Below are 23,337 nucleotides of genomic sequence, written 5' to 3' on the forward strand. Positions count from 1 at the left end.
GGCTACCAGACCGGGCCCGTGTACTTCTCGCCCGGACCCTGGCCGGGCTCGTCCGGCGCGACGCTCGCCTCGCGGAAGGCCAGTTGCAGGCTCTTGAGGGCGTCCCGGACCGGGCCGGCATGCAGTCCCAGATACTCCGCCGAGGCCTGCACCAAACCGGCCAGCGCGGTGATGAGGCGACGGGCCTCGTCGAGGTCGCGGTGCGGGCTCTCGTCGGGATCCGCGTCGGCCAGCCCGAGCTTTTCGGCGGCGGCACTCATCAGCATGACGGCGGCGCGGGTGATCACCTCGACCGCAGGGATCTCGGCCAGCTCCCGCACCTGGGCTTCATCAGCCGCAGTCCCTGAGTGTGTGGTGGGGTCGCTGGTTATGTTCGGGTCGGTCATGACTGCTAGAGTGTCATGCGCGACCGTCCTGGCTTACGTCAGGACAGCAAGTGGAGTCCCACTCCCACCGTCGGCCTTGCGGCTTGACGGTCCGGTCACAGGCACATTGTGCCTGTTCTGCGTTGTGCGCAGGCGGCGTGAGCCGTGATCGGTCGGCAATGGGCCCTGCTATATGCAGGGCTTTTCTGTTCGTACGAACAGATGGCTGAGCCGGGTGTGACCTCTACTGAACAAGTAATGGAACAACCCGGGAGGCCCCATCAGCACTGAGACACGCGTCAACGAGCGCATTCGAGTACCTGAAGTTCGGTTGATCGGACCGAATGGCGAGCAGGTAGGCATCGTGCGCATCGAAGATGCTCTCCGCGTCGCCGCTGACGCCGATCTCGACCTTGTCGAAGTTGCGCCAGGCGCCAAGCCGCCGGTCTGCAAGATCATGGACTACGGCAAGTTCAAATATGAGACGGCTCTCAAGGAGCGCGAGTCTCGCAAGAACCAGCAGCAGACCGTCGTCAAGGAACAGAAGCTGCGACCCAAGATCGACGACCACGACTACGAGACCAAGAAGGGTCACGTCGTCCGCTTCCTCGAAGCAGGGTCGAAGGTCAAGGTGACCATCATGTTCCGCGGACGTGAGCAGTCGCGGCCCGAACTGGGCTACCGACTCCTGCAGCGGCTGGGCGCCGACGTCGCCGAATACGGCTTCATCGAGACGTCCGCCAAGCAGGACGGCCGCAACATGACGATGGTGCTGGCACCGCACCGCGGCGCGAAGACTCGCGCCAAGGCAGCGCACGACGCCGACGCACCGGCCGGACGGCCGGCGCCCGCGGCACCCGAATCTGACGCAACCGCGTAACAGCAGTCGCGATCGCCCGCAGCGGCCCCCAGCCGCCGCGAGTGACCGCATGGAAAGAAACTGAGGACACATGCCCAAGGCCAAGACCCACAGTGGCGCATCGAAGCGGTTCCGCAAGACCGGAACCGGCAAGATCGTGCGCCAGAAGGCCAACCGCCGCCACCTGATGGAGCACAAGGCCACCAAGCGCACCCGTCGCCTCGACGGTCGCGCCGTGGTTGCTGCCAACGACACCGCGCGTGTCGCCAAGATGCTGGCCGGCTAGTACCGCCCGCTCCCGAAGAACACCGAAGGATAAGGAACATCTCATGGCACGCGTGAAGCGCGCACTGAACGCTCAGAAGAAGCGGCGCACAGTACTGAAGGCCTCGAAGGGTTACCGCGGACAGCGCTCGCGGCTCTACCGCAAGGCCAAGGAGCAGCAGCTCCATTCGTTGACCTACGCCTACCGTGACCGTCGCGCCCGCAAGGGTGACTTCCGCAAGCTGTGGATCACGCGTATCAACGCTGCGGCCCGCGAGAACGGCGTCACCTACAACCGCCTGATCCAGGGTCTGAAGCTGGCCGGCGTCGAGGTGGACCGCAAGAACCTGTCGGAGATCGCGATCAGCGATCCCGCCGCGTTCACGGCGCTGGTCGAGGTGGCCAAGGCTGCTCTGCCCGCCGATGTCAATGCTCCGTCCGGAGAGGCTGCCTGAGTCTGACTACAGACTCAGCGCTCACCGAGCGATCTGCCCGGGTGGTCGCTGCCGCCAAGCTGCAGCGCCACGTCGGGCGCAAACGCGCCGGGCGCTTTCTTGCCGAGGGACCCAACCTCGTCGAGGCAGCGCTTCGGCGCGGTCTTGTTTCTGAGGTCTTTGCGACGGAAGCCGCGCTGGACCGGTTCGGCGCACTGCTGGCTGATGCTCCGGTGTCGGTGGTCACCGAGAAGGCCGCAAAGGTGTTGTCCGAGACCGTCACTCCGGTCGGGCTCGTCGCGGTGTGCACGCTGCCCGAGGCGACTCTCGAGTCCGTGCTGGCTGCGGAACCGCGGCTGCTGGCAGTCGCCGTCGGCATGTCCGAACCGGGTAACGCCGGCACGCTGATTCGCATCGCCGACGCCATGGGCGCCGACGCCGTGGTGTTCGCCGGGCACAGTGTGGATCCCTACAACGGCAAGTGCCTGCGGTCCTCGGCGGGCAGCATCTTCGCCCTGCCGGTCGTGGTGGATCCCGATGCGGCCGCGGTGGTTTCGGCCCTGCGCGACAGCGGCATCGAAGTGCTGGCCACCGCGCTCGATGCGTCCGTGGACATCCGCTCCGCCGATCTGTCGATGCGCACCGCGTGGCTGTTCGGCCCCGAAGCGCACGGTCTGCCCGACGACGTTGCGGCATTGGCGTCGCAGCGGGTGCATATCCCGATGCGAGGCAGTGCCGAGAGCCTCAATGTGGCTGCCGCGGCGTCGATCTGCCTGTACGAGAGCTCCCGCGCACAGTCGTGACCGGCCCGCGTCAAGCGGATGTAGAGGCTTCCGTGGGTGCCCCCCAGCCTCGATAGCCGAGGACGACACTGACGACGGTATACACCGCTGCTTCGGTCCACATGTAGCCCACGCCCCAGCGTTTACCGAGAAACACCGGCTCGCTGATGATTCCGCGGGATGTCGCGATGGCGTAAGCGCCGTGCGCGTAGGCCAACGCGGCAAAGGCCCCGGAGAAGAACTTGCAGACTTCGCGATTCATGAGGGTTCTCCTTTGCTGTCGAGGGATTCGATGGCGGCTCGGAGCTTGGTGCCGACATCGTCGGCCAGTTCGGCGAGCTGTGGTTCGCCGGTGACGTCGACCAGCATCTGGGGGTTGATGGCCTCGATGAGGATGCGACCGGCTGTGGCCGGGTCGGCGCGCACGACGACATTGCACGGCAGCAAGAGCCCGATCTGGCGGTCAACGTTCAGGGCGCGGTGCGCCAGTGCCGGGTTGCAGGCGCCCAGGATGACGTAGTCCTCGAACTCCTCGCCGAGCTTCGCCTTCAGGGTGGCCTTGACGTCGATTTCGGTGAGCACGCCAAATCCCTGTTGAGCCAGAGCCTGCCGGGTGCGCGCGACCGCGTCGGCGAAAGTCGTCTGCAGGTCGGTGGACAATCCGATGGTCATGAGGCACCCTTCATCGCCTGACTCCTGGTTCGAGAACCCCTGGTGTCTCGACGATGCCCGACCCTTCGCCCGGCGGCCCAGAGACCAAAGTACGAAGGCGAAGGGACCAGAGTCCCTCGGTGCGCCGGCGTGGCCGTGCTCCGTTAAGCCAACAGTCCCTTGGCGACGTGGGTGATCTGCACTTCGTTGCTGCCGGCGTAGATCATCAGTGACTTGGCGTCACGCGCCAGCTGCTCGACGCGGTACTCGGTCATGTAGCCGTTGCCGCCGAAAAGCTGGATGGCGTCCATCGCGACGTCGGTGGCGGCCTGCGAGCAGTACCACTTCATCGCCGAGGCCTCGGCCAGCGGAATCTGGCGACCGGCCTGGCCGGACTCGATCACACGGAACAACATGTTGCGCACGTTCATTCGCGCGACCTCCATACTGGCCAGCTTGAGCTGGATCAGCTGGAACTGGCCGATCTCCTTGCCCCACAGCGTGCGGGTCTTGGCGTAGTCGATGCACAGCCTCAGGCATTCCTCGATGATGCCCAGCGACATGGACACCACGCCGATGCGTTCGGCCGAGAAGCTGGACCGGGCGCTGTCGCGGCCGTCGCCGGCCTTGTTCTCCTCGCTTTCGCCGAGCAGCCTGTCGCGGCCCAGCCGGACGTTGTTGAAGAACAGCTCGCCGGTACGCGACGAGTGAATTCCCATCTTGCGGAACGGCTTCGACTGTACGAAGCCTTCCATGCCGCGGTCGAGGACGAACGTCAGCACCTTGCGGTCACGCTTGTCAGCCCCATCGCCCTCGTCCAGCTTGGCGTAGACGACCACGACGTCGGCGTCGGGGCCGTTGGTGATGAACGTCTTCTGGCCGTTGAGGATGTAGTCGTCACCGTCACGCACGACATAGGACTTCATGCCACCGAAAGCGTCGGAGCCGGAGTCGGGTTCGGTGATGGCCCAGGCGCCGATCTTCTCGTAGGTCACCAGGCCGGGCAGCCAGCGTTCCTGTTGGGCGAGCGTGCCGCGGCTCTGGATGGTGGGCACCGTCAGGCCCAGGCTGACGCCCACGCCGGTCACCAGACCCGAACTGACGCGGCACAATTCGCTGATCAGCACCATGCCATGCCGGCCTGGTCGGGCCCGCCACCGAACATCCCGCCCGACGCGCGCTGCTTGCCGTCCGACGCTTCACCGGAGCGCAGGCGGGACAGCCGCCGCTCCAGCGACTCGCGGGCCATCACGTCGATTCCGAAGGTGGCGAACAGCTTTCGGATGATGGGGTACGGCTCCATGTCGCCGCCCTCGAGTTCATCGAGGTGCGGCCGGATTTCCTTGTCCACGAACTCGCGCACCGCGTCGCGCACGGCAATGTCGACGTCGGACCAATCAAGCATGTGTTCAGGCAGCCTTTCCGGGGACAGCACGGTCGCGCGCGGGACGCAGACCGGCCAAGGAGAACGTGGTGTGTACCAGTGACCCAGCACGCTCCATCAACGATTTATGACGTGGCACATAATGCATCGGCAGGCCCCAGCGATCTTTCGGCGGGGCCATGAAACCGGGCGCCTCGACCAGTGGCGCGTCCGCAGGCACCTGGCCGGCGGCCCGGCGGTAGGCGGCCAATGCCCTTGGATGCAAACGGATTTCCTCTGGTACCGCGAGGAAGGCGAGCTCGACGGCCTTGCCCAGTAGCCGCAGCACGACCTCGTCACCGGGTGTCCAGCGCATGCCGGCGCGCTCGCGCACCGCGGGGTCGAAGACACCGGCGGCGACCCAGCGCTGCCCGGCCACCAGCGGCTTGAACATCTGATCCCACACCGGCGTCGGCATCAGCACGAACCGCGGCTTGGGAATTCTGATGGTGAAGATGTCGAGCGTCGCCCGGTTGATCTCCAGTTCCTCGGAACACTTGTGCTCCCAATAGGTTTGGAAATCTTCCCAGGTCTCCGGGACCGGCCGCATGCTCATGCCGTACATGCGGTACCACTGCACGTGCTCGTCGAACAGCTGACGCTTCTCGGCTTCGGTCAGCCCGCCGCAGAAGTATTCGGCGGTCTTGAGAATCAGCATGAAGAACGTCGCATGCGCCCAGTAGAACGTCTCGGGGTTCAGAGCGTGGTACCTGCGACCGTCGTGATCGATGCCCTTGATGGTCTCGTGATAGCCCCTGATCTGCGCCCCGGTGTCGGCGGCGCGGTCGCCGTCGTAGACCACGCCCATGATCGGGTACACCGAGCGTGCCACCCGCTGCAGCGGTTCCCGCAACAGGATCGAGTGGTCCTCCACGCCGGCGCCCAGCTCGGGATACATGTTCTGGATCGCGCCGATCCACACGCCGAGGATGCCGGTGCGTAAGTCGCCGAAGTACTTCCAGGTCAGGGAATCCGGGCCCAGCGGCTCGGCCGGCTTGGTCGCGGGTGTCGTTCGTGGGGCCATGTTGTCCTCGCTCAGCGTTGATACCGAGGGTTCTGTGTCGTCACGATAATCGTGACAACGCATGTTGTCCACGATTTGCGGCCAGTGTCGGCGGGACCGTTATGGAGCGGCTATCGGCCTGCCACGACTCGGTGACCAGCCACTTTTTCGAAGGGTCTCGCAGTGTGCGGCGAGTCGACGCCGACGCTCCGGTCGCGATCATTGCCGGTGCCACGGACCGCCACCTAGGGTGGCGTCGTGGAAGTCGAATCGTTCGAAGAACGATCCGACGGTGTGGGAGAGATCGGCCCGGCGTCACACGCGGGGCCAGGATCAAGTGGACCGTTGGGCTGGTTGCAGAACACCAATCACAGTCCGGCTGTAATCGGATTCATCAGGCGGGCCCGGCGCGCGCTGCCGGGTGACCCGGACTTCGGTGACCCGCTGTCGGTGGCCGGCGTCGGCGGGCCCAGCGCGGCCGCTCGTGCCGCCGATCGGTTGTTGTCACGCGGCGGGGCATCCCACGAGGTGAGCCTGGCAGGGCTGCAGGTGTGGCAGGCGCTCACCGAAAGGGTCTCCGGGCGGCCTGCGAACCCCGAAGTGACCATCGTGTTCACCGATCTGGTCGGCTTCTCGAAGTGGTCGCTGAGCGTCGGTGATGAGACGACACTCCGATTGCTGCGCCGGGTGGCCCAGGTATTCGAACCGCCGCTACTGGAATCCGGCGGGCACATCGTCAAACGTATGGGCGACGGGTCCATGGCTGTGTTCAGCAACCCGGTCACCGCGCTCCGGTCGGTCATCCGGGCGCTCGACGCGCTCAAAGAGGTCGAGATCGACGGCTACCGGCCCAAGATGCGGGCGGGTGTCCACACGGGGCACCCGCAACGCATCGGGTCGGACCTGCTCGGCGTCGACGTCAACATCGCGGCGCGGGTCATGGAGCGGGCCACCAAGGGCGGGCTGATCATTTCGCAGGCGACGCTCGACCGGATCGACCAGCAGTACCTCGATGCCCTCGGTGTCACGCCCAAGAAGGTGCGCAAGCAATTGTTCGCCGCGAAATCCTCGGGCGTGCCCGAGGATTTGTCCATGTACTGGATCAGGCCGCGTAAGGACGCGGGCGCCGAGCCCGATGACGGGGAGCTCGCTGAGGCTTAGGGTCGGCCCGGTGTGGCGCCACCTGCACCGCGTCCCGGTCACCGTCGTCTACGCCATCGTGCTGGTCGCCGTCACAGTCGCCTTGGCGGCGCTGGGTCCTGCCGTCCATGACCGGGTGATCGGGTACGCCAGTACCAATCTGCACAACCTGGCCCACGGCCGCTTCGGCACCTTGCTCAGCAGTGCGTTCATCGCCGATGACGACTTGTTCTACTTCTGGCTGCCCGGCCTGATCTGCCTGCTCGCGGCAGTTGAACTGCGCTGGCGGAGCCACCGGCTGGTGGTGATGTTCTTCGTGGGCCACGTCGTCACCACGCTCGTCGTCGCCGCGGGGTTGGTGGTCGCGGTCGAGCTCGGATGGTTGCCGCGATCCATCAGCCGAGTTGCCGATGTCGGGGTCAGCTACGGGGTGCTGACGGTGGTCGGAGCACTGACCGCGGTGATTCCCACGCGGCTGAAACCGGTGTGGCTCGGCTGGTGGCTGGCGGGCGCCGTCGCGGTTGTGGTGGTCAGCAGCGACTTCACCGAGGCCGGTCACGCGATCGCGTTCGCAGTCGGTTTGTTGATGTCGACCCGGCTGGAACCACCACCGCACTGGACGCGTGGCGAAGCCGTCGTGTTCGGCGTGGGCGTGTGCTTCGGGTACGCCGTGTTGGTCCACACACCCGAGCTGGCGCTGGTCGGACTGCCGGCAAGTTTGCTTTGTGCCGCCGTCACCGCCGTGGTGTCCCGGCGTCTTCAGACAAAATGGTCGGCGCGGGACACGGCCCAGTCGGCGCGCCAGGACTCGGGTGGATGAGTCAGCAGCTCACCCGGAGTGAGCCATTGGTGGATCTCGGCATAGCTGAAGGTGTGCTGACCGTCCACGCGCCGGTTCAGCATTGCCGGTGACAGCTGATGAAAGCCGTCCAATCCCATCGACGCGACGATCTGTGCCGCGCTGGACACCGTCGCGCGCTGGAAGTTGTAGACCCGGCCGGCCTTGTTCGGAACGTCGAGCGCGTGCGCCCGTCCGGGATCTTGGGTGGCCACTCCCGTCGGGCAGCGGTTGGTGTGGCAGGCACGGGCCTGGATACAGCCGACGGCGAACATCATCGCCCGGGCCGCCAAGGTGAAATCCGCGCCCTGGCAGATCCGGCTGACGATGTCCACGCCGCTGGCGACCTTGCCCGAGGCGCCCACGCGGATCCGGTCGCGCAGCCCGGTTCCGACCAGCGCGTTGTGCACCAGCATCAGGCCCGCAGTAAGTGGCATGCCGACGTGGTCCTCGAACTCCTGCGGCGCCGCGCCGGTGCCGCCTTCGGAGCCGTCCACGATGATGAAGTCGGGTGTGATGCCGGTGGCCAGCATCGCCTTGCAGACGGACAAGAACTCGGTCCTGGCGCCCACGCACAGTTTGAATCCGACCGGCTTGCCGCCGGACAGTCGGCGCAGCGTCGCGATGAACTCCATCAACTCGGTCGGCGTGTGAAATGCGCTGTGCGACGGCGGAGACACCACGGTGCGTCCCGCCGGGACTCCGCGGGTGGCAGCGATCTCCGGGCTGACTTTCGCGCCGGGCAGTACACCACCCAGGCCGGGCTTGGCGCCCTGCGACAGCTTGATCGAGATGGCCTTGACCGTCGGCAGCGCTGACTTCTCGGCGAAGGCCTCCGCATCGAAACGACCTTCGGCGTCCCGACAGCCGAAATACCCCGAGCCGATTTCCCAGATCAGGTCACCGCCGTGCAGGTGGTAGGGACTGATGCCGCCTTCACCGGTGTCGTGGGCGAATCCGCCGAGTGCCGCGCCACGGTTGAGTGCCTCGATGGCGTTCGCCGACAACGCACCGAAACTCATTGCCGAAACGTTCAGTAGGGCGATGTCGTACGGCTGGGAACAGTCCGGCCCGCCGAGCCGTACCCGTGGGTTGAAGTCGTCAGCGGCGCGGGCCCGCAGCGAATGCCGGAGAAACTCGTATCCGACCGCGTTGACATCACGGGGAGTGCCGAACGGTTCGTCGCCTTTGGTGCCTTTGGCCCGCTCGTAGACCAGATCGCGCGTCTCGCGGTCGAAAGGTGTGGCGTCGGTGTCGGACTCGATGAAGTACTGCCGCACCTCTGGGCGGAGGAGCTCCATCAGAAACCGGATGTGGCCCAGCACGGGGTACGCCCGCAGGATCGAATGTCGTTTCTGCACCAGATCCGAGGTGCCGACAACTGCCGGGGCGACGATCAATGCCGCAGGCACCGCCCATCGCGCATCGACGAGCACCGCCGCGACGGCGGTGAGCGCCACGCACAACCACAGACCCGCGATGAGAACCGGCCGCAAGAGCACTGAGTGAGGGTATCTCGGCCGGTCGGGTGTGCGTCGCTATGATCTCGGGGTGGCTGAGCAGGGTGAAGAACTATCCGATGTAGCACTGACCGCGGCGGTCGGCGCCGCCCGGCTCGCCTTCGACCAGGCCGCTGACCTCGACGCCCTGGCCCGCGCCAAGACCGAGCACCTCGGCGACAAGGCGCCCATCGCACTGGCCCGTCAGGCACTGGGCACGCTGCCCAAGGAAGCGCGGTCCGACGCCGGCAAGCGTGTCAACGTCGCCCGCACCGCCGCGCAGCAGGCGTACGACGACCGCATCGTGGTGCTGCGCGCCGAGCGCGATGCCGCCGCACTGGTGGCCGAGCGCATCGACGTCACGTTGCCGACCACCCGGCAGCCCATCGGCGCCCGCCACCCGATCACGATCCTCGCCGAGAACGTCGCCGACACCTTCGTGGCGATGGGTTGGGAGCTGGCCGAGGGTCCCGAGGTCGAGACCGAACAGTTCAACTTCGACGCGCTGAACTTCCCGCCCGACCACCCGGCCCGCAGCGAGCAGGACACGTTCCACGTCGCGCCCGAGGGGTCGCGGCAGGTGCTGCGCACTCATACGTCCCCGGTGCAGATCCGCGCCCTGCTCGATCGCGAACTGCCCGTCTACATCGTGTCGATCGGCCGCACCTTCCGCACCGACGAACTCGACGCCACCCATACCCCGGTGTTCCACCAGGTGGAGGGTCTGGCCGTGGACAAGGGCCTGACCATGGCCAACCTGCGCGGCACCCTGGATGCGCTGGCGCGTGCCCAGTTCGGCCCCGAGGGGCGCACGCGGTTCCGTCCGCACTTCTTCCCGTTCACCGAGCCGTCGGCCGAGGTCGACGTCTGGTTCCCGGACAAGAAGGGCGGCCCCGGTTGGGTGGAATGGGGCGGCTGCGGCATGGTCAACCCGAATGTGTTGCGGGCCTGCGGCATTGACCCCGATGAATACTCCGGATTTGCCTTCGGTATGGGATTGGAGCGAACCCTGCAGTTCCGCAATGGAATTCCCGACATGCGCGACATGGTGGAGGGCGACGTGCGCTTCTCCCTGCCGTTCGGGGTGGGTGCCTGATGCGTATTCCCTATAGCTGGCTGCGGGAAGCGGTCCAGGCCGGAGCGCCTGGTTGGGACGTGTCACCGGAAGAGCTGGAAGCGGCCTTCATCCGGATCGGCCACGAGGTCGAGGACGTCATCGCCGCCGGGCCGGTCACCGGCCCCCTGACGGTCGGCCGCGTCGTCGAGATCGAGGAACTGACCGAGTTCAAGAAGCCCATCCGGGCCTGCAAGGTCGACGTGGGTGAACCGCAGCCGCGTGACATCGTGTGCGGTGCACGAAACTTCGCGGTCGGCGACCTGGTCGTCGCGGCCCTGCCCGGCACCGTGCTGCCCGGCGAGTTCAAGATCGCCACCCGCAAGACTTATGGCCGGGTGTCCGACGGCATGATCTGCTCGGCCGCCGAATTGAACTTCGGCGCCGACCATTCCGGCATCATCGTGCTGCCGCCCGGTACCGCGGAGCCGGGTGCCTCGGGCGCCGAGGTGCTTGGTTTGGACGACGTGGTGTTCGACCTCGCCATCACCCCAGACCGCGGCTACTGCCTGTCGATCCGCGGTATGGCCCGCGAAATCGCGTGCGCCTTCGACCTCGATTTCGTCGACCCCGCCGACGTACCGGCGCTGCCCGCTGAGGGCGAGGCCTGGCCGCTGAAGGTCCAGCCCGGCACCGGCGTGCAGCGTTTCGGGCTGCGCCCGGTCGTCGGCATCGACCCGACCGCGGTATCGCCATGGTGGTTGCAGCGCCGGCTGTTGCTGTCGGGCATCAGGGCCATCTCGCCGGCCGTCGACGTCACCAACTACGTGATGCTCGAACTCGGGCACCCGATGCACGCCCACGATCGCAAGCTGATCACCGGCGGCTTGGACGTGCGTTTCGCGAAGCCGGGGGAGACGGTCGTCACCCTCGACGACGTTGAACGCAAACTGGATCCGGGCGACGTGCTGATCGTCGACGAGGTGGCGACTGCCGCCATCGGCGGGGTGATGGGCGCCGGCACCACCGAGGTCCGCGACACGACGACCGACGTGCTGCTGGAAGCGGCGGTCTGGGATCCGGCCGCGGTGTCGCGCACCCAGCGTCGCCTGCACCTGGTCAGTGAGGCCAGCCGCCGGTATGAGCGCAGCGTCGATCCGGCGATCTCCCGGGCCGCGTTGGACCGCTGTGCCGCGCTGCTGGCGGAAATCGCCGGTGGTGCAGTCGAACCCACGCTCACGGACTGGCGCAGCGAGGATGCGACGCCGGACTGGTCGCAGCCGCCGGTGACCATCCCCGTCGACCTGCCCGACCGGATTGCCGGCGTCAGCTACCCGAGCGGCACCACGGCCCGCCGCCTCACGCAGATCGGTGCGGACGTCACGGTGTCTGGTGTTACGGCCACCGTGGTGCCGCCGAGCTGGCGGCCCGATATGAAGCAGCCTGCCGACCTGGTCGAGGAAGTGCTGCGCCTCGAAGGACTCGACGCGATTCCGTCGGTGCTGCCGCAGGCGCCCGCCGGCCGCGGGCTGACCGCGACGCAGCAGCGTCGTCGTGCCATCGGGAAGTCGTTGGCGCTGGGTGGTTTCGTCGAGGTGTTGCCGACGCCGTTCCTGCCGGCCGGTGTGCTGGACGCCTGGGATCTGCCGGCCGACGACCCGCGACGTGCCACCATCTCGGTGCTCAACCCGCTCGAAGCCGACCGGCCCGCGCTGGCCACCACGCTGCTGCCGGGCCTGCTGGAGGCATTGGTACGCAACGTGTCTCGCGGCGCGGCCGACGTCGCACTCTTCGGTATCGAGCAGGTCGTCCAGGCGACGCCGAACACCAAGGCCGTGGCGCCGATCCCGGTGGACCGTCGTCCGACCGAGGCCGAGCTGGCCGCGATCAACCAGGCCCTGCCGTATCAGCCGCTGTATGTCGCCGCGGTGCTCGCCGGCCTGCGCGAGCCGGCCGGTCCATGGGGTCCCGGCCGGGCGGTCGAGGCCACCGACGCTTTGGAGACCGTGCGGATCATCGCCCGGGCGTGCGGTGTGGAGGTGACGCTGCGCGCCGCGCAGGAACTGCCGTGGCATCCGGGACGCTGTGCCGAGGTGCTGCTGGGTGACACCGTGGTCGGCTACGCCGGCCAGTTGCACCCGGCGGTCATCGAGCGCACGGGTCTGCCGAAGGGCACCTGCGCCGTCGAGTTGAACCTGGACGCCATCCCGGTCATCGAGCGCGCCATCGTGCCATCGGTGTCGGCGTATCCGGCGGTGTTCCAGGACGTCAGCCTGATCGTCGCCGACGACGTGGCGGCCCAGGCCGTGGTCGACGTCGTACGCGCGGGCGCCGGCGGGCTCCTCGAGGACGCGCGGTTGTTCGACGTCTACACCGGCCCGCAGATCGGGGAAGGGCGCAAGTCGCTGACCCTGGCCCTGCGGTTCCGGGCGCCCGACCGCACGCTGACAGAGGACGAGGCCAGTGCGGCCCGCGACGCGGCAGTGGCCCTGGCCGCCGAGCGGCTGGGCGCGGTTCAGCGCGCCTGAGCGGCCCGCACCAACTCGACACCGTCACCGCGTAGCTGCGGTAGTGCGGCGACGGCACGTCCGGTAGCCAGTAGGAGCAGCGCGGAGACCGGTGCTTCGATGGGGAGCCCGTCGCCGGCCGTCCATCCGGTGTCGACCGCATGCAGTCGCAGGCCGGACAGCCGGGTGGTGGCACGAAACGGGAAGCGGGCGGTCCAGATTCGTTCGATCGCCAGTTGCGCCGCTGCGGGCGGCATCGCGTGATGAATGCCGAGCGGAATCGCGATGTCCTGCCCGTGCACCAGCAGATCCATCAGCCGGTCGGCCGGCGTGGTGCCGAACGGGGTGAACCGTGACCCGACGGTGCTGCGGAGTTCGTCCAGCAACTGGAAGTCAGTGCGGCCACGGGCGTGGCGGGTCGCGGTTTCGCAGGCCATGCGGTTGATATCGCCGCGGGCCCGGATCAAACCGAGTGCCAACTGCGACGGGGTGGCGCGGGCGGACAGCACGATGTGTGCGACCACGTCCCGGACCCGCCACCGGTCGCACAGGCTGGGCCGGCTCCACTGCACGGCGCTCAACTGCGCCAGGAGTCCCTGCAGGCTGTCCCTTTCGGCGTCGACAGCCCGCCAGATGTCTTCGGCGTTCACGGTTGCTCCTTTCGGGTCTGCGCCTACGCTAGAAACTCCAGTCGGGTGGAGGTTCAAGTGGCTGTGACACACCGCACAACCATCGGGGAGTTGTCGCAGGCGACGGGTGTGCCGGTGCGGACAATCCGGTTCTACTGCGACGAGGGTCTGCTCGATTTCCACCGCAGCTCGGGTGGACACCGCGTGTTCGACGCCGCTGCGGTTGACGCGCTGTTGTTGATCCGGCGATTGCGCGCCCTGGGTCTCGGCTTGGAGGTGATCGGCGACATCCAGGCAGCGCGGATCTCCATTGACGAGGCTGTACGCGTCGAGCAGGCAGCGGTGGACGCCGGTCTCGCCGCGCTGGCCGGCCGCCAGGCAGCCCTGGCCACCGTTCAGTCGGTGATCCAGAACGGCCCAGGCGCGCAGCACGGACTTGTGGAGTTCTGGCGGCAGTTGTTTGCCGGGGCGTCTCCGCCGGGGACGTTCGACGACTTTGTGGAAATGACCGTGCCGCCGGCGCCGGCGCACCCGGACTTAGCATGTGCCCTCGCCTACGCGGAACTCGTTGCGCTGGCGCGGCAACCGGACTTCGGTGTGGTGATGGCCCGGCAGTTGTGGCGCTTCGATCCGTCGAGGATCAGCGATCGTCGTGGGCTGGTCACTGGCGTGGCGCAGGCATGCGATCTGGCGCTGCCGTTGGTGCGTGCCGGCCGGCCACCGGCTGCCGGGCCGGCTGTCGACAGGTTCGTCGACGCGCATGCCAGGTCGCGCCGTGAGGCAGATACGCCACAGTTTCGGCAGGCGCTGATAGCCAACGCCGGTGCCGACCGGGATCCGCGGGTTCGGACATACTGGGATCGGGTCACCGAGATCACCGGTGAGACCACCACCGTCGGCGCTCTGCAGCGGTGGCTGTATGAGGCGCTTCGGCAGACCGCCTAGCCCTAATGGGTTTGCAAGTTGATGCATAACCATGCAGAATCGGGCTATGACTTCTGTGGCGGTGGCCGGTGCCAGTGGGTACGCCGGCGGCGAGATTCTGCGGCTTCTGCTGGGCCATCCGGCCTACGCGGACGGTCGTCTCACCATCGGTGCACTGACCGCCGCGGGTAATGCCGGAACCACGGTCGGTGACCACCACCCGCACCTGCTGCCCATCGCGCAGCAGGTGCTGCAGCCCACCGAGGTCGACGTCCTCGCCGGGCATGATGTCGTGTTTCTGGGTCTGCCGCACGGGCATTCGGCCGCGCTCGCGCAGCAACTCGGTCCGGACACGCTGATTGTCGACTGCGGCGCCGACTTCCGGCTCACCGATGCTGCCGCCTGGGAGAAGTTCTACGGGTCCGAGCACGCCGGTAGCTGGCCCTACGGCCTGCCCGAACTGCCCGGCGGCCGGGACAAGCTCGTCGGCACGAAACGTATTGCGGTACCGGGCTGTTACCCGACCTCGGCGCTGCTGGCCCTGGTGCCTGCTGTCGCCGCTGGGCTCGTCGAACCCAACGTGACCGTGGTGGCGGTCAGTGGCACGTCGGGCGCCGGCAAGTCGGGCAAGGTCGACCTGTCGGCCGCCGAGGTCATCGGCTCGGCCCGGGCCTACAACGTCGGCGGCGCGCACCGGCACACCCCGGAGATCGCGCAGGGGCTGCGGGCCGTCACCGACAAGGACGTGACGGTGTCGTTCACCCCGGTCCTGATCCCGACCTCGCGCGGCATCCTGGCCACCTGCACCGCGCGCACCACGGCGACGGTCGAGGAGATCCGGGCTGCGTACGAAAAGGCTTACGCCAGTGAGCCGTTCATCCACCTGCTGCCGGAAGGGCAGCTGCCCAAGACCGGTTCGGTCGTCGGCAGCAACGCCGCGCAGATCGCCGTCGCCGTCGACGAGGATGCGAAGACTCTCGTCGTCTTGTGCGCCATCGACAACCTGACCAAGGGCACCGGCGGCGCGGCAGTACAGTCCATGAACATCGCGCTCGGCTGGCCGGAAACCGAAGGACTATCCACCGTGGGAGTAGCACCGTGACCGAGACTCCGTCCCTGCATCGCAACCAGGGCGTCACCGCACCCGAAGGCTTCCGGGCAGCCGGAATCGCCGCCGGCATCAAGGCTTCCGGGAAACCGGACCTGGCCCTGGTCTTCAACGAGGGGCCCGACCTGGCGGCCGCCGGGGTGTTCACCCGCAACAAGGTGCGGGCCGCTCCTGTGCAGTGGAGTGAACAGGTGCTCAAGACCGGCCGGTTGCGGACGGTGATCCTGAATTCCGGCGGCGCCAACGCGTGTACCGGCCCGGGCGGTTTCCAGGACACGCACCAGACCGCGGAAGCCCTGGCCGCGGCGCTCAGCGACTGGGGTACCGAGACCGGCGCCATCGAGGTCGCGGTGTGCTCGACCGGGCTGATCGGCGACAGGCTCCCGATGGACAAGGTGCTGGCCGGCGTCACCGAGATCGTGCACGAGATGGCCGGTGGCCTGTCCGGCGGCGAGGAAGCGGCGCGGGCCATCATGACCACCGACACCGTGCCGAAACAGGTTGCGCTGCACCACCCGGGCAAGTGGACCGTCGGGGCCATGGCCAAGGGCGCCGGCATGATGGCCCCGTCGTTGGCGACCATGCTGGTGGTCATCACCACCGACGCCGTCGCGGACGCCGAGGCGCTCAACCTTGCGCTCAAGAACGCCGCTGCGAAGACCTTCGACCGGCTCGACATCGACGGCAGCTGCTCCACCAACGACACCGTGCTGCTGCTGTCGTCCGGCGCCAGCGAAATCCGGCCCAGCCAAGAAGAATTGGACGAGGCCGTCCTCACTGTCTGCGACGACCTATGCGCGCAGCTGCAGGCCGACGCCGAAGGCGTCACCAAGCGCATCGCGATCACCGTCAAGGGCGCGGCCAGTGAGGACGACGCCCTCGTGGGCGCGCGGGCCCTGGCGCGCGACAGCCTCGTCAAGACCGCGCTGTTCGGGTCCGACCCCAACTGGGGCCGGGTGCTGGCCGCCATCGGCATCGCGCCGATCGACCTCGTGGCCGACCGGATCAGTGTGTCGTTCAACGGTTACGCGGTGTGCATCGACGGTGCGGGTGCGCCGGGTGCCCGCGACGTCGACCTGTCGGGCGCCGATATCGAGGTCATCGTCGATCTGAAGATCGGCGCGCACGAGGCGACCATCCGGACGACCGACCTGTCGCACGCGTACGTCGAAGAGAACTCGGCGTACAGCTCATGAGTGCAGATGGACTCTCCGCGGGGACACTTTCGACCAAGACCAAGGCTGCGGTCCTCGCCGAGGCGCTGCCGTGGCTCAAGCAGCTGCACGGGAAGATCGTCGTGGTCAAGTACGGCGGCAACGCCATGACCGACGACACGCTCAAGGCAGCCTTCGCCGCGGACATGGCGTTCCTGCGCAACTGCGGCATCCAGCCCGTCGTTGTGCACGGTGGCGGCCCGCAGATCAGCGCGATGCTGAAACGCCTTGGTATCGAGGGTGATTTCAAGGGTGGCTTCCGGGTCACCACGCCCGAGGTTCTCGAGGTCGCGCGCATGGTGCTGTTCGGGCAGGTCGGCCGCGAGCTGGTCGGCCTGATCAACGCCCACGGCCCGTACGCGGTCGGCATCACCGGTGAGGACGCGCAGCTGTTCACCGCGGTGCGGCGCAGCGTGACGGTCGACGGGGTGCCCACCGACATCGGCCTGGTCGGCGACGTCGAGCACGTCAATGCTGCCGCCATCCTGGATCTCATTGCCGCGGGCCGGATTCCGGTGGTGTCCACCATCGCTCCCGACGCCGAAGGCGTGGTGCACAACATCAACGCCGACACCGCCGCGGCCGCAGTGGCGGAGGCGCTCGGCGCCGAGAAGTTGCTGATGCTCACCGACGTCGAAGGTCTGTATACCGACTGGCCCGACCGCAACTCGCTGGTCACCGAAATCGACACGGCCGCACTGGCCCAGCTGTTGCCAAGGCTCGAATCCGGCATGGTGCCCAAGATCGAGGCCTGCCTGCGGGCCGTGGAGAACGGCGTCCCGAGCGCGCACGTCATCGACGGTCGTGTTGAACACTGTGTCCTGGTGGAGCTGTTCACCGATGAGGGCACCGGGACGAAGGTGGTAGCAGCATGACCGCTGATAAGAGCGAAACCGAAGCACTGCAAGCCCGTTGGCAGGCAGTGATGACCAACAACTACGGCACGCCGCCGGTCGCGCTGGTCAGCGGCGACGGTGCCGTGGTCACCGACGCCGACGGCAAGAGCTATGTCGACTTCCTGGCCGGCATCGCGGTGAACGTGCTGGGGCATCGCCATCCGGCGGTGATCGAGGCCGTCACCACCCAGCTGAACACGCTGGGCCACACGTCGAATCTGTATGCCACCGAACCGGGGATCGCCCTGGCTGAAGCCCTCGTCGCGCAACTGGGTGCCCCGGCCCGGGTGTTCTTCTGCAACTCCGGCGCCGAGGCCAACGAAGCCGCGTTCAAGATCAGCCGGCTCACCGGCCGCACCAAAATCGTTGCGGCCCAAGGTGCTTTCCACGGCCGCACCATGGGATCACTGGCGCTGACCGGCCAGCCCGGCAAGCAGGAGCCGTTCCTGCCGCTGCCCGGCGAGGTGACCCATGTGCCGTACGGCGACGCCGACGCTCTCGAAGCGGCCGTGACCGACGAGACCGCCGCGGTCTTCCTGGAACCGATCATGGGTGAGGGTGGCGTCGTCACCCCGCCCGCCGGCTACCTGGCCAAGGCACGAGAGCTCACCACGAAACATGGTGCGCTGCTGGTGCTGGACGAGGTGCAGACGGGGATCGGGCGTACTGGAGCCTTCTATGCCCACCAGCACGACGGCATCACGCCCGACGTCATCACGCTGGCCAAGGGCCTCGGCGGCGGCCTGCCCATCGGCGCTTGCATCGCCATCGGACCCGCGGCGGACCTGCTGCAGCCGGGCATGCACGGCAGCACTTTCGGCGGCAACCCGGTGTGCACGGCCGCGGGCCTCGCGGTTGTCAAGACCCTGGCCGAGGACGACCTCGTGCACCGCGCCGACGCTGCCGGCAAGACGCTGGCGCACGGCATCGAAGAGCTGGGCCACCCGCTGGTCGACCACGTCCGGGGCCGCGGGCTGCTGCTCGGCGTCGTACTGACCGCGCCGCAGGCCAAGGCCGTCGAAAACGCCGCGCGCGACGCGGGTTTCCTCGTCAATGCCGCAGCGGCAGACGTTGTGCGGCTCGCGCCGCCGCTGATCATCACCGACGCGCAGATCGACGCGTTTCTGACCGCACTACCCACCGTTCTCGACACCGCAGCAGGGGAGTCCCAGTGATCCGCCATTTCCTCCGTGACGACGACCTGACTCCCGAGGAGCAGGCCGAGGTCCTGGCGCTGGCCGCCGAACTCAAGAAAGCCCCGTTCAGCCGGCGTCCGCTCGAGGGGCCGCGGGGCATCGCCGTCATCTTCGAGAAGAACTCCACCCGCACCCGGTTCTCGTTCGAGATGGGCATCGCCCAGCTCGGCGGGCACGCCGTCGTCGTCGACGGTCGCAGCACCCAGCTGGGTCGCGAGGAGACCCTCGAGGACACCGGCGCCGTGCTGTCCCGCTACGTCGACGGCATCGTCTGGCGCACCTTTGCGCAGGAACGCCTCACCGCCATGGCGAGTGGTTCCTCCGTCCCCATCATCAATGCCCTGTCCGACGAGTTTCACCCCTGCCAGGTGCTCGCCGACCTGCAGACCATCGCCGAGCGCAAGGGCAAGCTGGCCGGGCTCAACATGGCCTACCTCGGCGACGGCGCCAACAACATGGCGCACTCGCTGATGGTCGGCGGCGTCACGGCCGGCGTCAACGTGACCATCGCCGCGCCGAAGGGCTTCGCACCTGACCCGCAGTTCGTCGAGGCCGCCAAGAAGCGCGCCGCCGAAACCGGCGCCACCGTCACGGTCACCACCGACCCGCAGGCCGCGGCTGACGGTGCCGACGTCCTCGTCACCGACACCTGGACCTCCATGGGGCAGGAAAACGACGGCCTGGACCGCGTCCGGCCGTTCCGTCCGTTCCAGGTCAACGCCGCACTGCTCGGCCGGGCGGCAGACGAAGCCGTCGTGCTGCACTGCCTGCCGGCGCACCGCGGGGACGAGATCACCGATGAGGTGATGGACGGCCCGCAGAGCGCGGTGTTCGACGAGGCCGAGAACCGGCTGCACGCCCAGAAGGCCATGTTGGTGTGGCTGCTGGAGCGCAACGCGCGATGAGGCTGCGATGACAGCACCGACCCGGGCCGGACGGCAGTCGCGCATCGTGGCGCTGCTGTCGTCGAACCCCGTGCGCAGCCAGACCGAGCTCGCGGCCCTGCTCGCCGAGGAGGGCATCGACGTCACCCAGGCCACGCTGTCGCGGGACCTGGAGGAACTCGGCGCGATCAAGCTGCGTGGCGCCGACGGCGGTACCGGCGTCTACGTCGTCCCCGAGGACGGCAGTCCCGTCAAAGGTGTCTCCGGCGGCACCGAGCGGTTGTCCCGGCTGCTCGGCGAGCTGCTGGTGTCCACGGACGCCAGCGCCAACCTGGCGGTGTTACGTACGCCACCTGGGGCAGCGCAGTACCTGGCCAGTGCAATAGATCGGGCGGCTCTGCCTTATGTTGTGGGCACGATCGCCGGTGACGACACCCTTTTGGTTGTTGCCCGCGAACCGATGAGTGGCGCCGAACTCGCCACCACCTTCGAGAACCTGTAGCAGTACTAGACAAGGAGATTGACACATGTCCGAGCGCGTCATCCTGGCGTATTCCGGCGGTCTGGACACCTCGGTCGCGATCAGCTGGATCGGCAAGGAGACCGGCAAGGAAGTAGTGGCGGTCGCCATTGACCTCGGCCAGGGCGGCGAGGACATGGAGGTTGTGCGCCAACGGGCTCTGGATTGCGGCGCGGTGGAAGCCGTGGTGGTGGACGCCCGCGACGAGTTCGCCGACGAGTACTGCCTGCCCACCATCAAGGCCAACGCCCTCTACATGGATCGGTACCCACTGATGTCGGCCATCTCGCGGCCGCTGATCGTCAAGCATCTGGTGGATGCGGCCCGCAGCCATGGCGGCACCGTCGTCGCGCACGGGTGCACCGGCAAGGGCAACGACCAGGTCCGTTTCGAGGTCGGCTTCAACACCCTGGCCCCCGAGCTCGAGGTCATTGCCCCGGTCCGCGACTACGCCTGGACCCGCGAGAAGGCCATCGCCTTCGCGCAGGAGAACGACATCCCGATCAACGTCACCAAGAAGTCGCCGTTCTCCATCGACCAGAACGTGTGGGGCCGCGCCGTCGAGACCGGCTTCCTCGAGGACCTGTGGAACGCGCCGACCAAGGACGTCTACGACTACACCGAGGACCCGACGGTCCATTTCAACACCCCCGACGAGCTGATCATCAGCTTCGACAAGGGCCGCCCCGTCGCCGTCGACGGCCGCCCGCTGAGCGTGTTGCAGATCATCCAGGAGCTCAACTCCCGCGCCGGTGCGCAGGGCGTCGGCCGCCTGGACGTCGTCGAGGACCGCCTGGTCGGTATCAAGTCCCGCGAGATCTACGAGGCCCCGGGCGCCATGGTGCTGATCACGGCGCACACCGAGCTCGAGCACGTCTGCCTGGAGCGTGAGCTCGGCCGCTACAAGCGCGGCGTCGACCGCAAGTGGGGTGAGCTGACCTACGACGGCCTCTGGTACAGCCCGCTGAAGGCCTCGCTGGAGGCGTTCGTCGAGCACACCCAGCAGCACGTTTCGGGCGATATCCGCCTCGTCCTGCACGGCGGCCACATCTCCGTCAACGGCCGTCGCTCGAACGAGTCGCTGTACGACTTCAACCTCGCCACGTACGACGAGGGCGACAGCTTCGACCAGAGCTCCGCCAAGGGCTTCGTCCAGCTGCACGGCCTGAGCTCCAAGATCTCCGCCAAGCGCGATCTGGGCCTGTAACAACCACTTCCCGCGAGCGTGCGTGTCTGCACCCGACACACCGCGTTTAGGTGTGCAGCACCGCACGCTCGCGCTCGACGAGGGGCACGTTTATGAGCACCGGTGGCACCAACGAAGGCTCGCTGTGGGGCGGACGGTTCGCCTCCGGCCCGTCTGAAGCGCTTGCCGCACTGAGCAAGTCGACGCATTTCGACTGGGCGCTGGCGCCATATGACGTCACGGCGTCCAAGGCGCACGCGCGCGTGCTGCACAACGCCGGCCTGCTCACCGATGAGCAGCGCGACGGTCTGTTGGCCGGGCTGGACAGCCTGGGCAACGACGTCGCCGACGGGTCTTTCGGGCCGCTGCCGACGGACGAGGACGTGCACGGCGCGCTGGAGCGCGGGCTGATCGACCGGGTCGGTGACGACCTGGGTGGACGGCTGCGTGCGGGCCGGTCCCGCAACGATCAGGTGGCCACGCTGTTCCGCATGTGGTTGCGCGACGCCATCAAGGTCATCGGCAACGGCGTGCTCGACGTCGTGGCGGCGTTGGCAACCCAGGCTGCGACGCACCCGACGGCGATCATGCCCGGCAAGACGCACCTGCAGTCCGCTCAGCCGGTCTTGCTGGCGCACCACCTGCTCGCGCATGCGCACCCGCTGCTGCGTGACGCCGACCGGCTGCTCGACCTGGACAAGCGTGCGGCGGTGTCGCCCTACGGATCCGGTGCATTGGCCGGCAGTTCGCTGGGCCTGAATCCCGACGCCATCGCCGCCGACCTTGGTTTCACGTCGGCGGCCGACAACTCGATCGACGCGACGTCTTCACGCGACTTCGCCGCCGAGGCCGCTTTCGTGTTCGCGATGATCGCAGTGGATCTGTCCAGGCTTTCCGAGGACATCATCCTCTGGAGCACAACGGAATTCGGCTACGTTCGGCTGCATGACTCGTGGTCCACCGGCAGCTCGATCATGCCGCAGAAGAAGAACCCCGACATCGCCGAACTGGCCCGCGGCAAGTCCGGCCGGCTGATCGGCAACCTCGCCGGCCTGCTGGCCACCCTCAAGGCGCAGCCGCTGGCCTACAACCGGGATCTGCAGGAGGACAAGGAGCCGGTCTTCGACTCCGTCACCCAGCTCGAGTTGCTGCTGCCCGCGATGGCCGGACTGGTCGGCACCCTGACGTTCGACACCGACCGGATGGCCGCGCTGGCGCCGCTCGGTTACACGCTTGCCACCGACATCGCGGAATGGATGGTGCGCCAAGGCATTCCGTTCCGGGTCGCCCATGAAGCAGCCGGCGCGGCGGTCAAGGCCGCCGAGGCCAGGGGAGTGGGACTGGAAGAACTCGCCGACGACGAGCTCGCCGGCATCCATCCTGGTCTCACCGCGGAAGTGCGGGACGTGCTGACCATCGCCGGTTCGGTGGATTCGCGGGACGCCCGCGGCGGTACCTCGCCGGTCCGGGTCGCCGAGCAGCTCGTCACGGTGCGCGACACCGCCGATCGGTTGCGGGCCCGCCTGCAGGACTGAGCCCGGTTGCGGCCGTAGGCTCAGGCGGTGCCAGCTCGCAGCCGCGCCGCGGTGTACGCCAGACGACGCAAGCGTCGGATGGCAAAGGTCGACCACGACCTGACGACCCAGCAGTGGGCTGCCCTGCAAGCGATTTGGGGTGGCTGCGCCTACTGCGGTGCGGACGACACCGATCTGCAGAAGGACTGCGTGCAGCCCATCTCGCGAGGTGGGCGCTACACGCTCGACAACGTGGTGCCCGCGTGCCGGTCGTGCAACGCGAGCAAGTGCAACGCCGAGGTCACCGGCTGGCTCCGGCGAAAGAAGTTGGACGAAGGCAGGTTCCTGCTCAGGAAGGCCACCATCGCCGGAGAACTGGCGGTCCATGAGATGTCCGTGGACGGGGCCTGTGATGGCGATTTCAGCGTCTGAGGCCCCAGCCGGCCA

Annotated in this window: 24 protein-coding genes and 1 pseudogene; 18 read left to right on the forward strand and 7 right to left on the reverse strand. The window is 67.7% G+C overall.

Features of this window, described 5'->3' with window-relative positions:
- Nucleotides 1-2: 2 nt before the first annotated feature.
- Complete coding sequence (locus tag AC3WTE_RS24645; protein WP_492441719.1) at nucleotides 3-386, reverse strand: DUF1844 domain-containing protein; 384 nt, start codon at nucleotides 384-386, stop codon at nucleotides 3-5.
- 259 nt (nucleotides 387-645) lie between these two features.
- Between AC3WTE_RS24645 and infC the strand changes: the two genes are divergently transcribed.
- From infC to AC3WTE_RS24665, 4 genes are all read left to right on the forward strand, one after another.
- Nucleotides 646-1,245 carry a translation initiation factor IF-3 gene (gene infC / locus AC3WTE_RS24650; RefSeq protein WP_492441794.1) on the forward strand — a complete coding sequence of 200 codons (600 nt, stop codon included), beginning with the start codon at nucleotides 646-648 and terminating at the stop codon, nucleotides 1,243-1,245.
- Nucleotides 1,246-1,315: 70 nt separating this feature from the next.
- Entirely contained in the window at nucleotides 1,316-1,510 is a 195-nt protein-coding gene (rpmI, locus tag AC3WTE_RS24655) for a 50S ribosomal protein L35 (protein WP_020103309.1), read from the forward strand.
- A 43-nt stretch (nucleotides 1,511-1,553) separates the two neighbouring features.
- A complete protein-coding gene (gene rplT / locus AC3WTE_RS24660; protein WP_029121325.1) occupies nucleotides 1,554-1,943 on the forward strand; it encodes a 50S ribosomal protein L20 in 390 nt (129 codons plus the stop codon).
- 41 nt (nucleotides 1,944-1,984) lie between these two features.
- Nucleotides 1,985-2,725, forward strand: coding sequence for a TrmH family RNA methyltransferase (locus AC3WTE_RS24665; RefSeq protein WP_492441722.1), 741 nt, complete (start codon nucleotides 1,985-1,987; stop codon nucleotides 2,723-2,725).
- 10 nt (nucleotides 2,726-2,735) lie between these two features.
- Here the strand turns inward: AC3WTE_RS24665 and AC3WTE_RS24670 are convergent, their stop codons facing one another.
- The 4 genes and pseudogenes from AC3WTE_RS24670 to AC3WTE_RS24685 form a co-directional block, all read right to left on the reverse strand.
- The gene (locus tag AC3WTE_RS24670; RefSeq protein WP_492441724.1) at nucleotides 2,736-2,966 is read right to left on the reverse strand and encodes a hypothetical protein; all 231 of its coding nucleotides are present in this window, start codon (nucleotides 2,964-2,966) and stop codon (nucleotides 2,736-2,738) included.
- Nucleotides 2,963-3,376 (reverse strand): DUF302 domain-containing protein, encoded by a 414-nt coding sequence (locus tag AC3WTE_RS24675; RefSeq protein ID WP_492441726.1) that lies wholly within the window; start codon nucleotides 3,374-3,376, stop codon nucleotides 2,963-2,965. The genes AC3WTE_RS24670 and AC3WTE_RS24675 overlap by 4 nt, the downstream gene beginning before the upstream one ends.
- Before the next feature lie 143 nt (nucleotides 3,377-3,519).
- A pseudogene (locus AC3WTE_RS24680) lies at nucleotides 3,520-4,760 on the reverse strand (acyl-CoA dehydrogenase family protein).
- Nucleotides 4,761-4,764: 4 nt separating this feature from the next.
- Nucleotides 4,765-5,802, reverse strand: a complete 1,038-nt coding sequence (locus AC3WTE_RS24685) for an oxygenase MpaB family protein (protein WP_492441728.1) — start codon at nucleotides 5,800-5,802, stop codon at nucleotides 4,765-4,767.
- Between the two features lie 237 nt (nucleotides 5,803-6,039).
- Here AC3WTE_RS24685 and AC3WTE_RS24690 point away from each other — a divergent pair, with 237 nt between their 5' ends.
- Entirely contained in the window at nucleotides 6,040-6,942 is a 903-nt protein-coding gene (locus tag AC3WTE_RS24690) for an adenylate/guanylate cyclase domain-containing protein (RefSeq protein ID WP_492441730.1), read from the forward strand.
- Between the two features lie 10 nt (nucleotides 6,943-6,952).
- A complete protein-coding gene (locus AC3WTE_RS24695; protein WP_492441731.1) occupies nucleotides 6,953-7,741 on the forward strand; it encodes a rhomboid-like protein in 789 nt (262 codons plus the stop codon).
- Here AC3WTE_RS24695 and AC3WTE_RS24700 read toward each other — a convergent pair.
- A complete protein-coding gene (locus AC3WTE_RS24700) occupies nucleotides 7,681-9,195 on the reverse strand; it encodes an FMN-binding glutamate synthase family protein (protein ID WP_492441795.1) in 1,515 nt (504 codons plus the stop codon). The genes AC3WTE_RS24695 and AC3WTE_RS24700 overlap by 61 nt on opposite strands.
- A 115-nt stretch (nucleotides 9,196-9,310) precedes the next feature.
- On the opposite strand from AC3WTE_RS24700, the gene pheS reads away from it, so the two are divergent.
- Both pheS and pheT read left to right on the forward strand, forming a co-directional pair.
- Nucleotides 9,311-10,354 (forward strand): phenylalanine--tRNA ligase subunit alpha, encoded by a 1,044-nt coding sequence (pheS, locus tag AC3WTE_RS24705; protein WP_492441733.1) that lies wholly within the window; start codon nucleotides 9,311-9,313, stop codon nucleotides 10,352-10,354.
- Nucleotides 10,354-12,840: a phenylalanine--tRNA ligase subunit beta gene (gene pheT / locus AC3WTE_RS24710; RefSeq protein ID WP_492441734.1), complete on the forward strand. Its 2,487-nt coding sequence runs from the start codon at nucleotides 10,354-10,356 to the stop codon at nucleotides 12,838-12,840. Before pheS ends, pheT begins: the two co-directional genes overlap by 1 nt.
- On the opposite strand, the gene AC3WTE_RS24715 is transcribed toward pheT, so the two are convergent.
- Complete coding sequence (locus AC3WTE_RS24715; RefSeq protein ID WP_492441735.1) at nucleotides 12,828-13,469, reverse strand: maleylpyruvate isomerase family mycothiol-dependent enzyme; 642 nt, start codon at nucleotides 13,467-13,469, stop codon at nucleotides 12,828-12,830. The two genes, pheT and AC3WTE_RS24715, sit on opposite strands and share 13 nt — an antisense overlap.
- Before the next feature lie 63 nt (nucleotides 13,470-13,532).
- Between AC3WTE_RS24715 and AC3WTE_RS24720 the strand changes: the two genes are divergently transcribed.
- The 10 genes from AC3WTE_RS24720 (at nucleotide 13,533) to AC3WTE_RS24765 (ending at nucleotide 23,322) form a co-directional block, all read left to right on the forward strand.
- Nucleotides 13,533-14,393: a MerR family transcriptional regulator gene (locus tag AC3WTE_RS24720; RefSeq protein WP_492441736.1), complete on the forward strand. Its 861-nt coding sequence runs from the start codon at nucleotides 13,533-13,535 to the stop codon at nucleotides 14,391-14,393.
- A gap of 31 nt (nucleotides 14,394-14,424) precedes the next feature.
- Nucleotides 14,425-15,474, forward strand: a complete 1,050-nt coding sequence (argC, locus tag AC3WTE_RS24725; RefSeq protein ID WP_492441737.1) for an N-acetyl-gamma-glutamyl-phosphate reductase — start codon at nucleotides 14,425-14,427, stop codon at nucleotides 15,472-15,474.
- Complete coding sequence (gene argJ, locus AC3WTE_RS24730; protein ID WP_492441739.1) at nucleotides 15,471-16,676, forward strand: bifunctional glutamate N-acetyltransferase/amino-acid acetyltransferase ArgJ; 1,206 nt, start codon at nucleotides 15,471-15,473, stop codon at nucleotides 16,674-16,676. Before argC ends, argJ begins: the two co-directional genes overlap by 4 nt.
- Nucleotides 16,673-17,569, forward strand: a complete 897-nt coding sequence (gene argB, locus AC3WTE_RS24735; protein ID WP_492441741.1) for an acetylglutamate kinase — start codon at nucleotides 16,673-16,675, stop codon at nucleotides 17,567-17,569. The genes argJ and argB overlap by 4 nt, the downstream gene beginning before the upstream one ends.
- On the forward strand, nucleotides 17,566-18,765 hold the full coding sequence (locus tag AC3WTE_RS24740) for an acetylornithine transaminase (RefSeq protein ID WP_492441743.1): 1,200 nt from the start codon (nucleotides 17,566-17,568) through the stop codon (nucleotides 18,763-18,765). The genes argB and AC3WTE_RS24740 overlap by 4 nt, the downstream gene beginning before the upstream one ends.
- On the forward strand, nucleotides 18,762-19,691 hold the full coding sequence (argF, locus tag AC3WTE_RS24745) for an ornithine carbamoyltransferase (RefSeq protein WP_492441745.1): 930 nt from the start codon (nucleotides 18,762-18,764) through the stop codon (nucleotides 19,689-19,691). Before AC3WTE_RS24740 ends, argF begins: the two co-directional genes overlap by 4 nt.
- A gap of 7 nt (nucleotides 19,692-19,698) precedes the next feature.
- Nucleotides 19,699-20,172 (forward strand): arginine repressor, encoded by a 474-nt coding sequence (locus AC3WTE_RS24750; protein ID WP_492441747.1) that lies wholly within the window; start codon nucleotides 19,699-19,701, stop codon nucleotides 20,170-20,172.
- A gap of 25 nt (nucleotides 20,173-20,197) precedes the next feature.
- Nucleotides 20,198-21,397: an argininosuccinate synthase gene (locus AC3WTE_RS24755; protein WP_492441748.1), complete on the forward strand. Its 1,200-nt coding sequence runs from the start codon at nucleotides 20,198-20,200 to the stop codon at nucleotides 21,395-21,397.
- A gap of 92 nt (nucleotides 21,398-21,489) precedes the next feature.
- Nucleotides 21,490-22,911, forward strand: coding sequence for an argininosuccinate lyase (gene argH, locus AC3WTE_RS24760; RefSeq protein WP_492441750.1), 1,422 nt, complete (start codon nucleotides 21,490-21,492; stop codon nucleotides 22,909-22,911).
- 78 nt (nucleotides 22,912-22,989) lie between these two features.
- Nucleotides 22,990-23,322 (forward strand): HNH endonuclease, encoded by a 333-nt coding sequence (locus AC3WTE_RS24765; RefSeq protein ID WP_492441797.1) that lies wholly within the window; start codon nucleotides 22,990-22,992, stop codon nucleotides 23,320-23,322.
- Nucleotides 23,323-23,337 lie beyond the last annotated feature (15 nt).

The organism is Mycobacterium sp. FW102-FHT13B02, assembly GCF_058790275.1.

Bases quoted from the DNA above. Each gene is read 5' to 3' on its own strand.
- AC3WTE_RS24645 (WP_492441719.1), bottom strand. From the start codon at position 386: ATGACCGACCCGAACATAACCAGCGACCCCACCACACACTCAGGGACT.
- rpmI (WP_020103309.1), top strand. From the start codon at position 1,316: ATGCCCAAGGCCAAGACCCACAGTGGCGCATCGAAGCGGTTCCGCAAG.
- rplT (WP_029121325.1), top strand. From the start codon at position 1,554: ATGGCACGCGTGAAGCGCGCACTGAACGCTCAGAAGAAGCGGCGCACA.
- AC3WTE_RS24670 (WP_492441724.1), bottom strand. From the start codon at position 2,966: ATGAATCGCGAAGTCTGCAAGTTCTTCTCCGGGGCCTTTGCCGCGTTG.
- AC3WTE_RS24675 (WP_492441726.1), bottom strand. From the start codon at position 3,376: ATGACCATCGGATTGTCCACCGACCTGCAGACGACTTTCGCCGACGCG.
- AC3WTE_RS24685 (WP_492441728.1), bottom strand. From the start codon at position 5,802: ATGGCCCCACGAACGACACCCGCGACCAAGCCGGCCGAGCCGCTGGGC.
- pheT (WP_492441734.1), top strand. From the start codon at position 10,354: ATGCGTATTCCCTATAGCTGGCTGCGGGAAGCGGTCCAGGCCGGAGCG.
- argC (WP_492441737.1), top strand. From the start codon at position 14,425: ATGCAGAATCGGGCTATGACTTCTGTGGCGGTGGCCGGTGCCAGTGGG.
- argB (WP_492441741.1), top strand. From the start codon at position 16,673: ATGAGTGCAGATGGACTCTCCGCGGGGACACTTTCGACCAAGACCAAG.
- AC3WTE_RS24740 (WP_492441743.1), top strand. From the start codon at position 17,566: ATGACCGCTGATAAGAGCGAAACCGAAGCACTGCAAGCCCGTTGGCAG.
- AC3WTE_RS24750 (WP_492441747.1), top strand. From the start codon at position 19,699: ATGACAGCACCGACCCGGGCCGGACGGCAGTCGCGCATCGTGGCGCTG.
- AC3WTE_RS24755 (WP_492441748.1), top strand. From the start codon at position 20,198: ATGTCCGAGCGCGTCATCCTGGCGTATTCCGGCGGTCTGGACACCTCG.
- argH (WP_492441750.1), top strand. From the start codon at position 21,490: ATGAGCACCGGTGGCACCAACGAAGGCTCGCTGTGGGGCGGACGGTTC.
- AC3WTE_RS24765 (WP_492441797.1), top strand. From the start codon at position 22,990: ATGGCAAAGGTCGACCACGACCTGACGACCCAGCAGTGGGCTGCCCTG.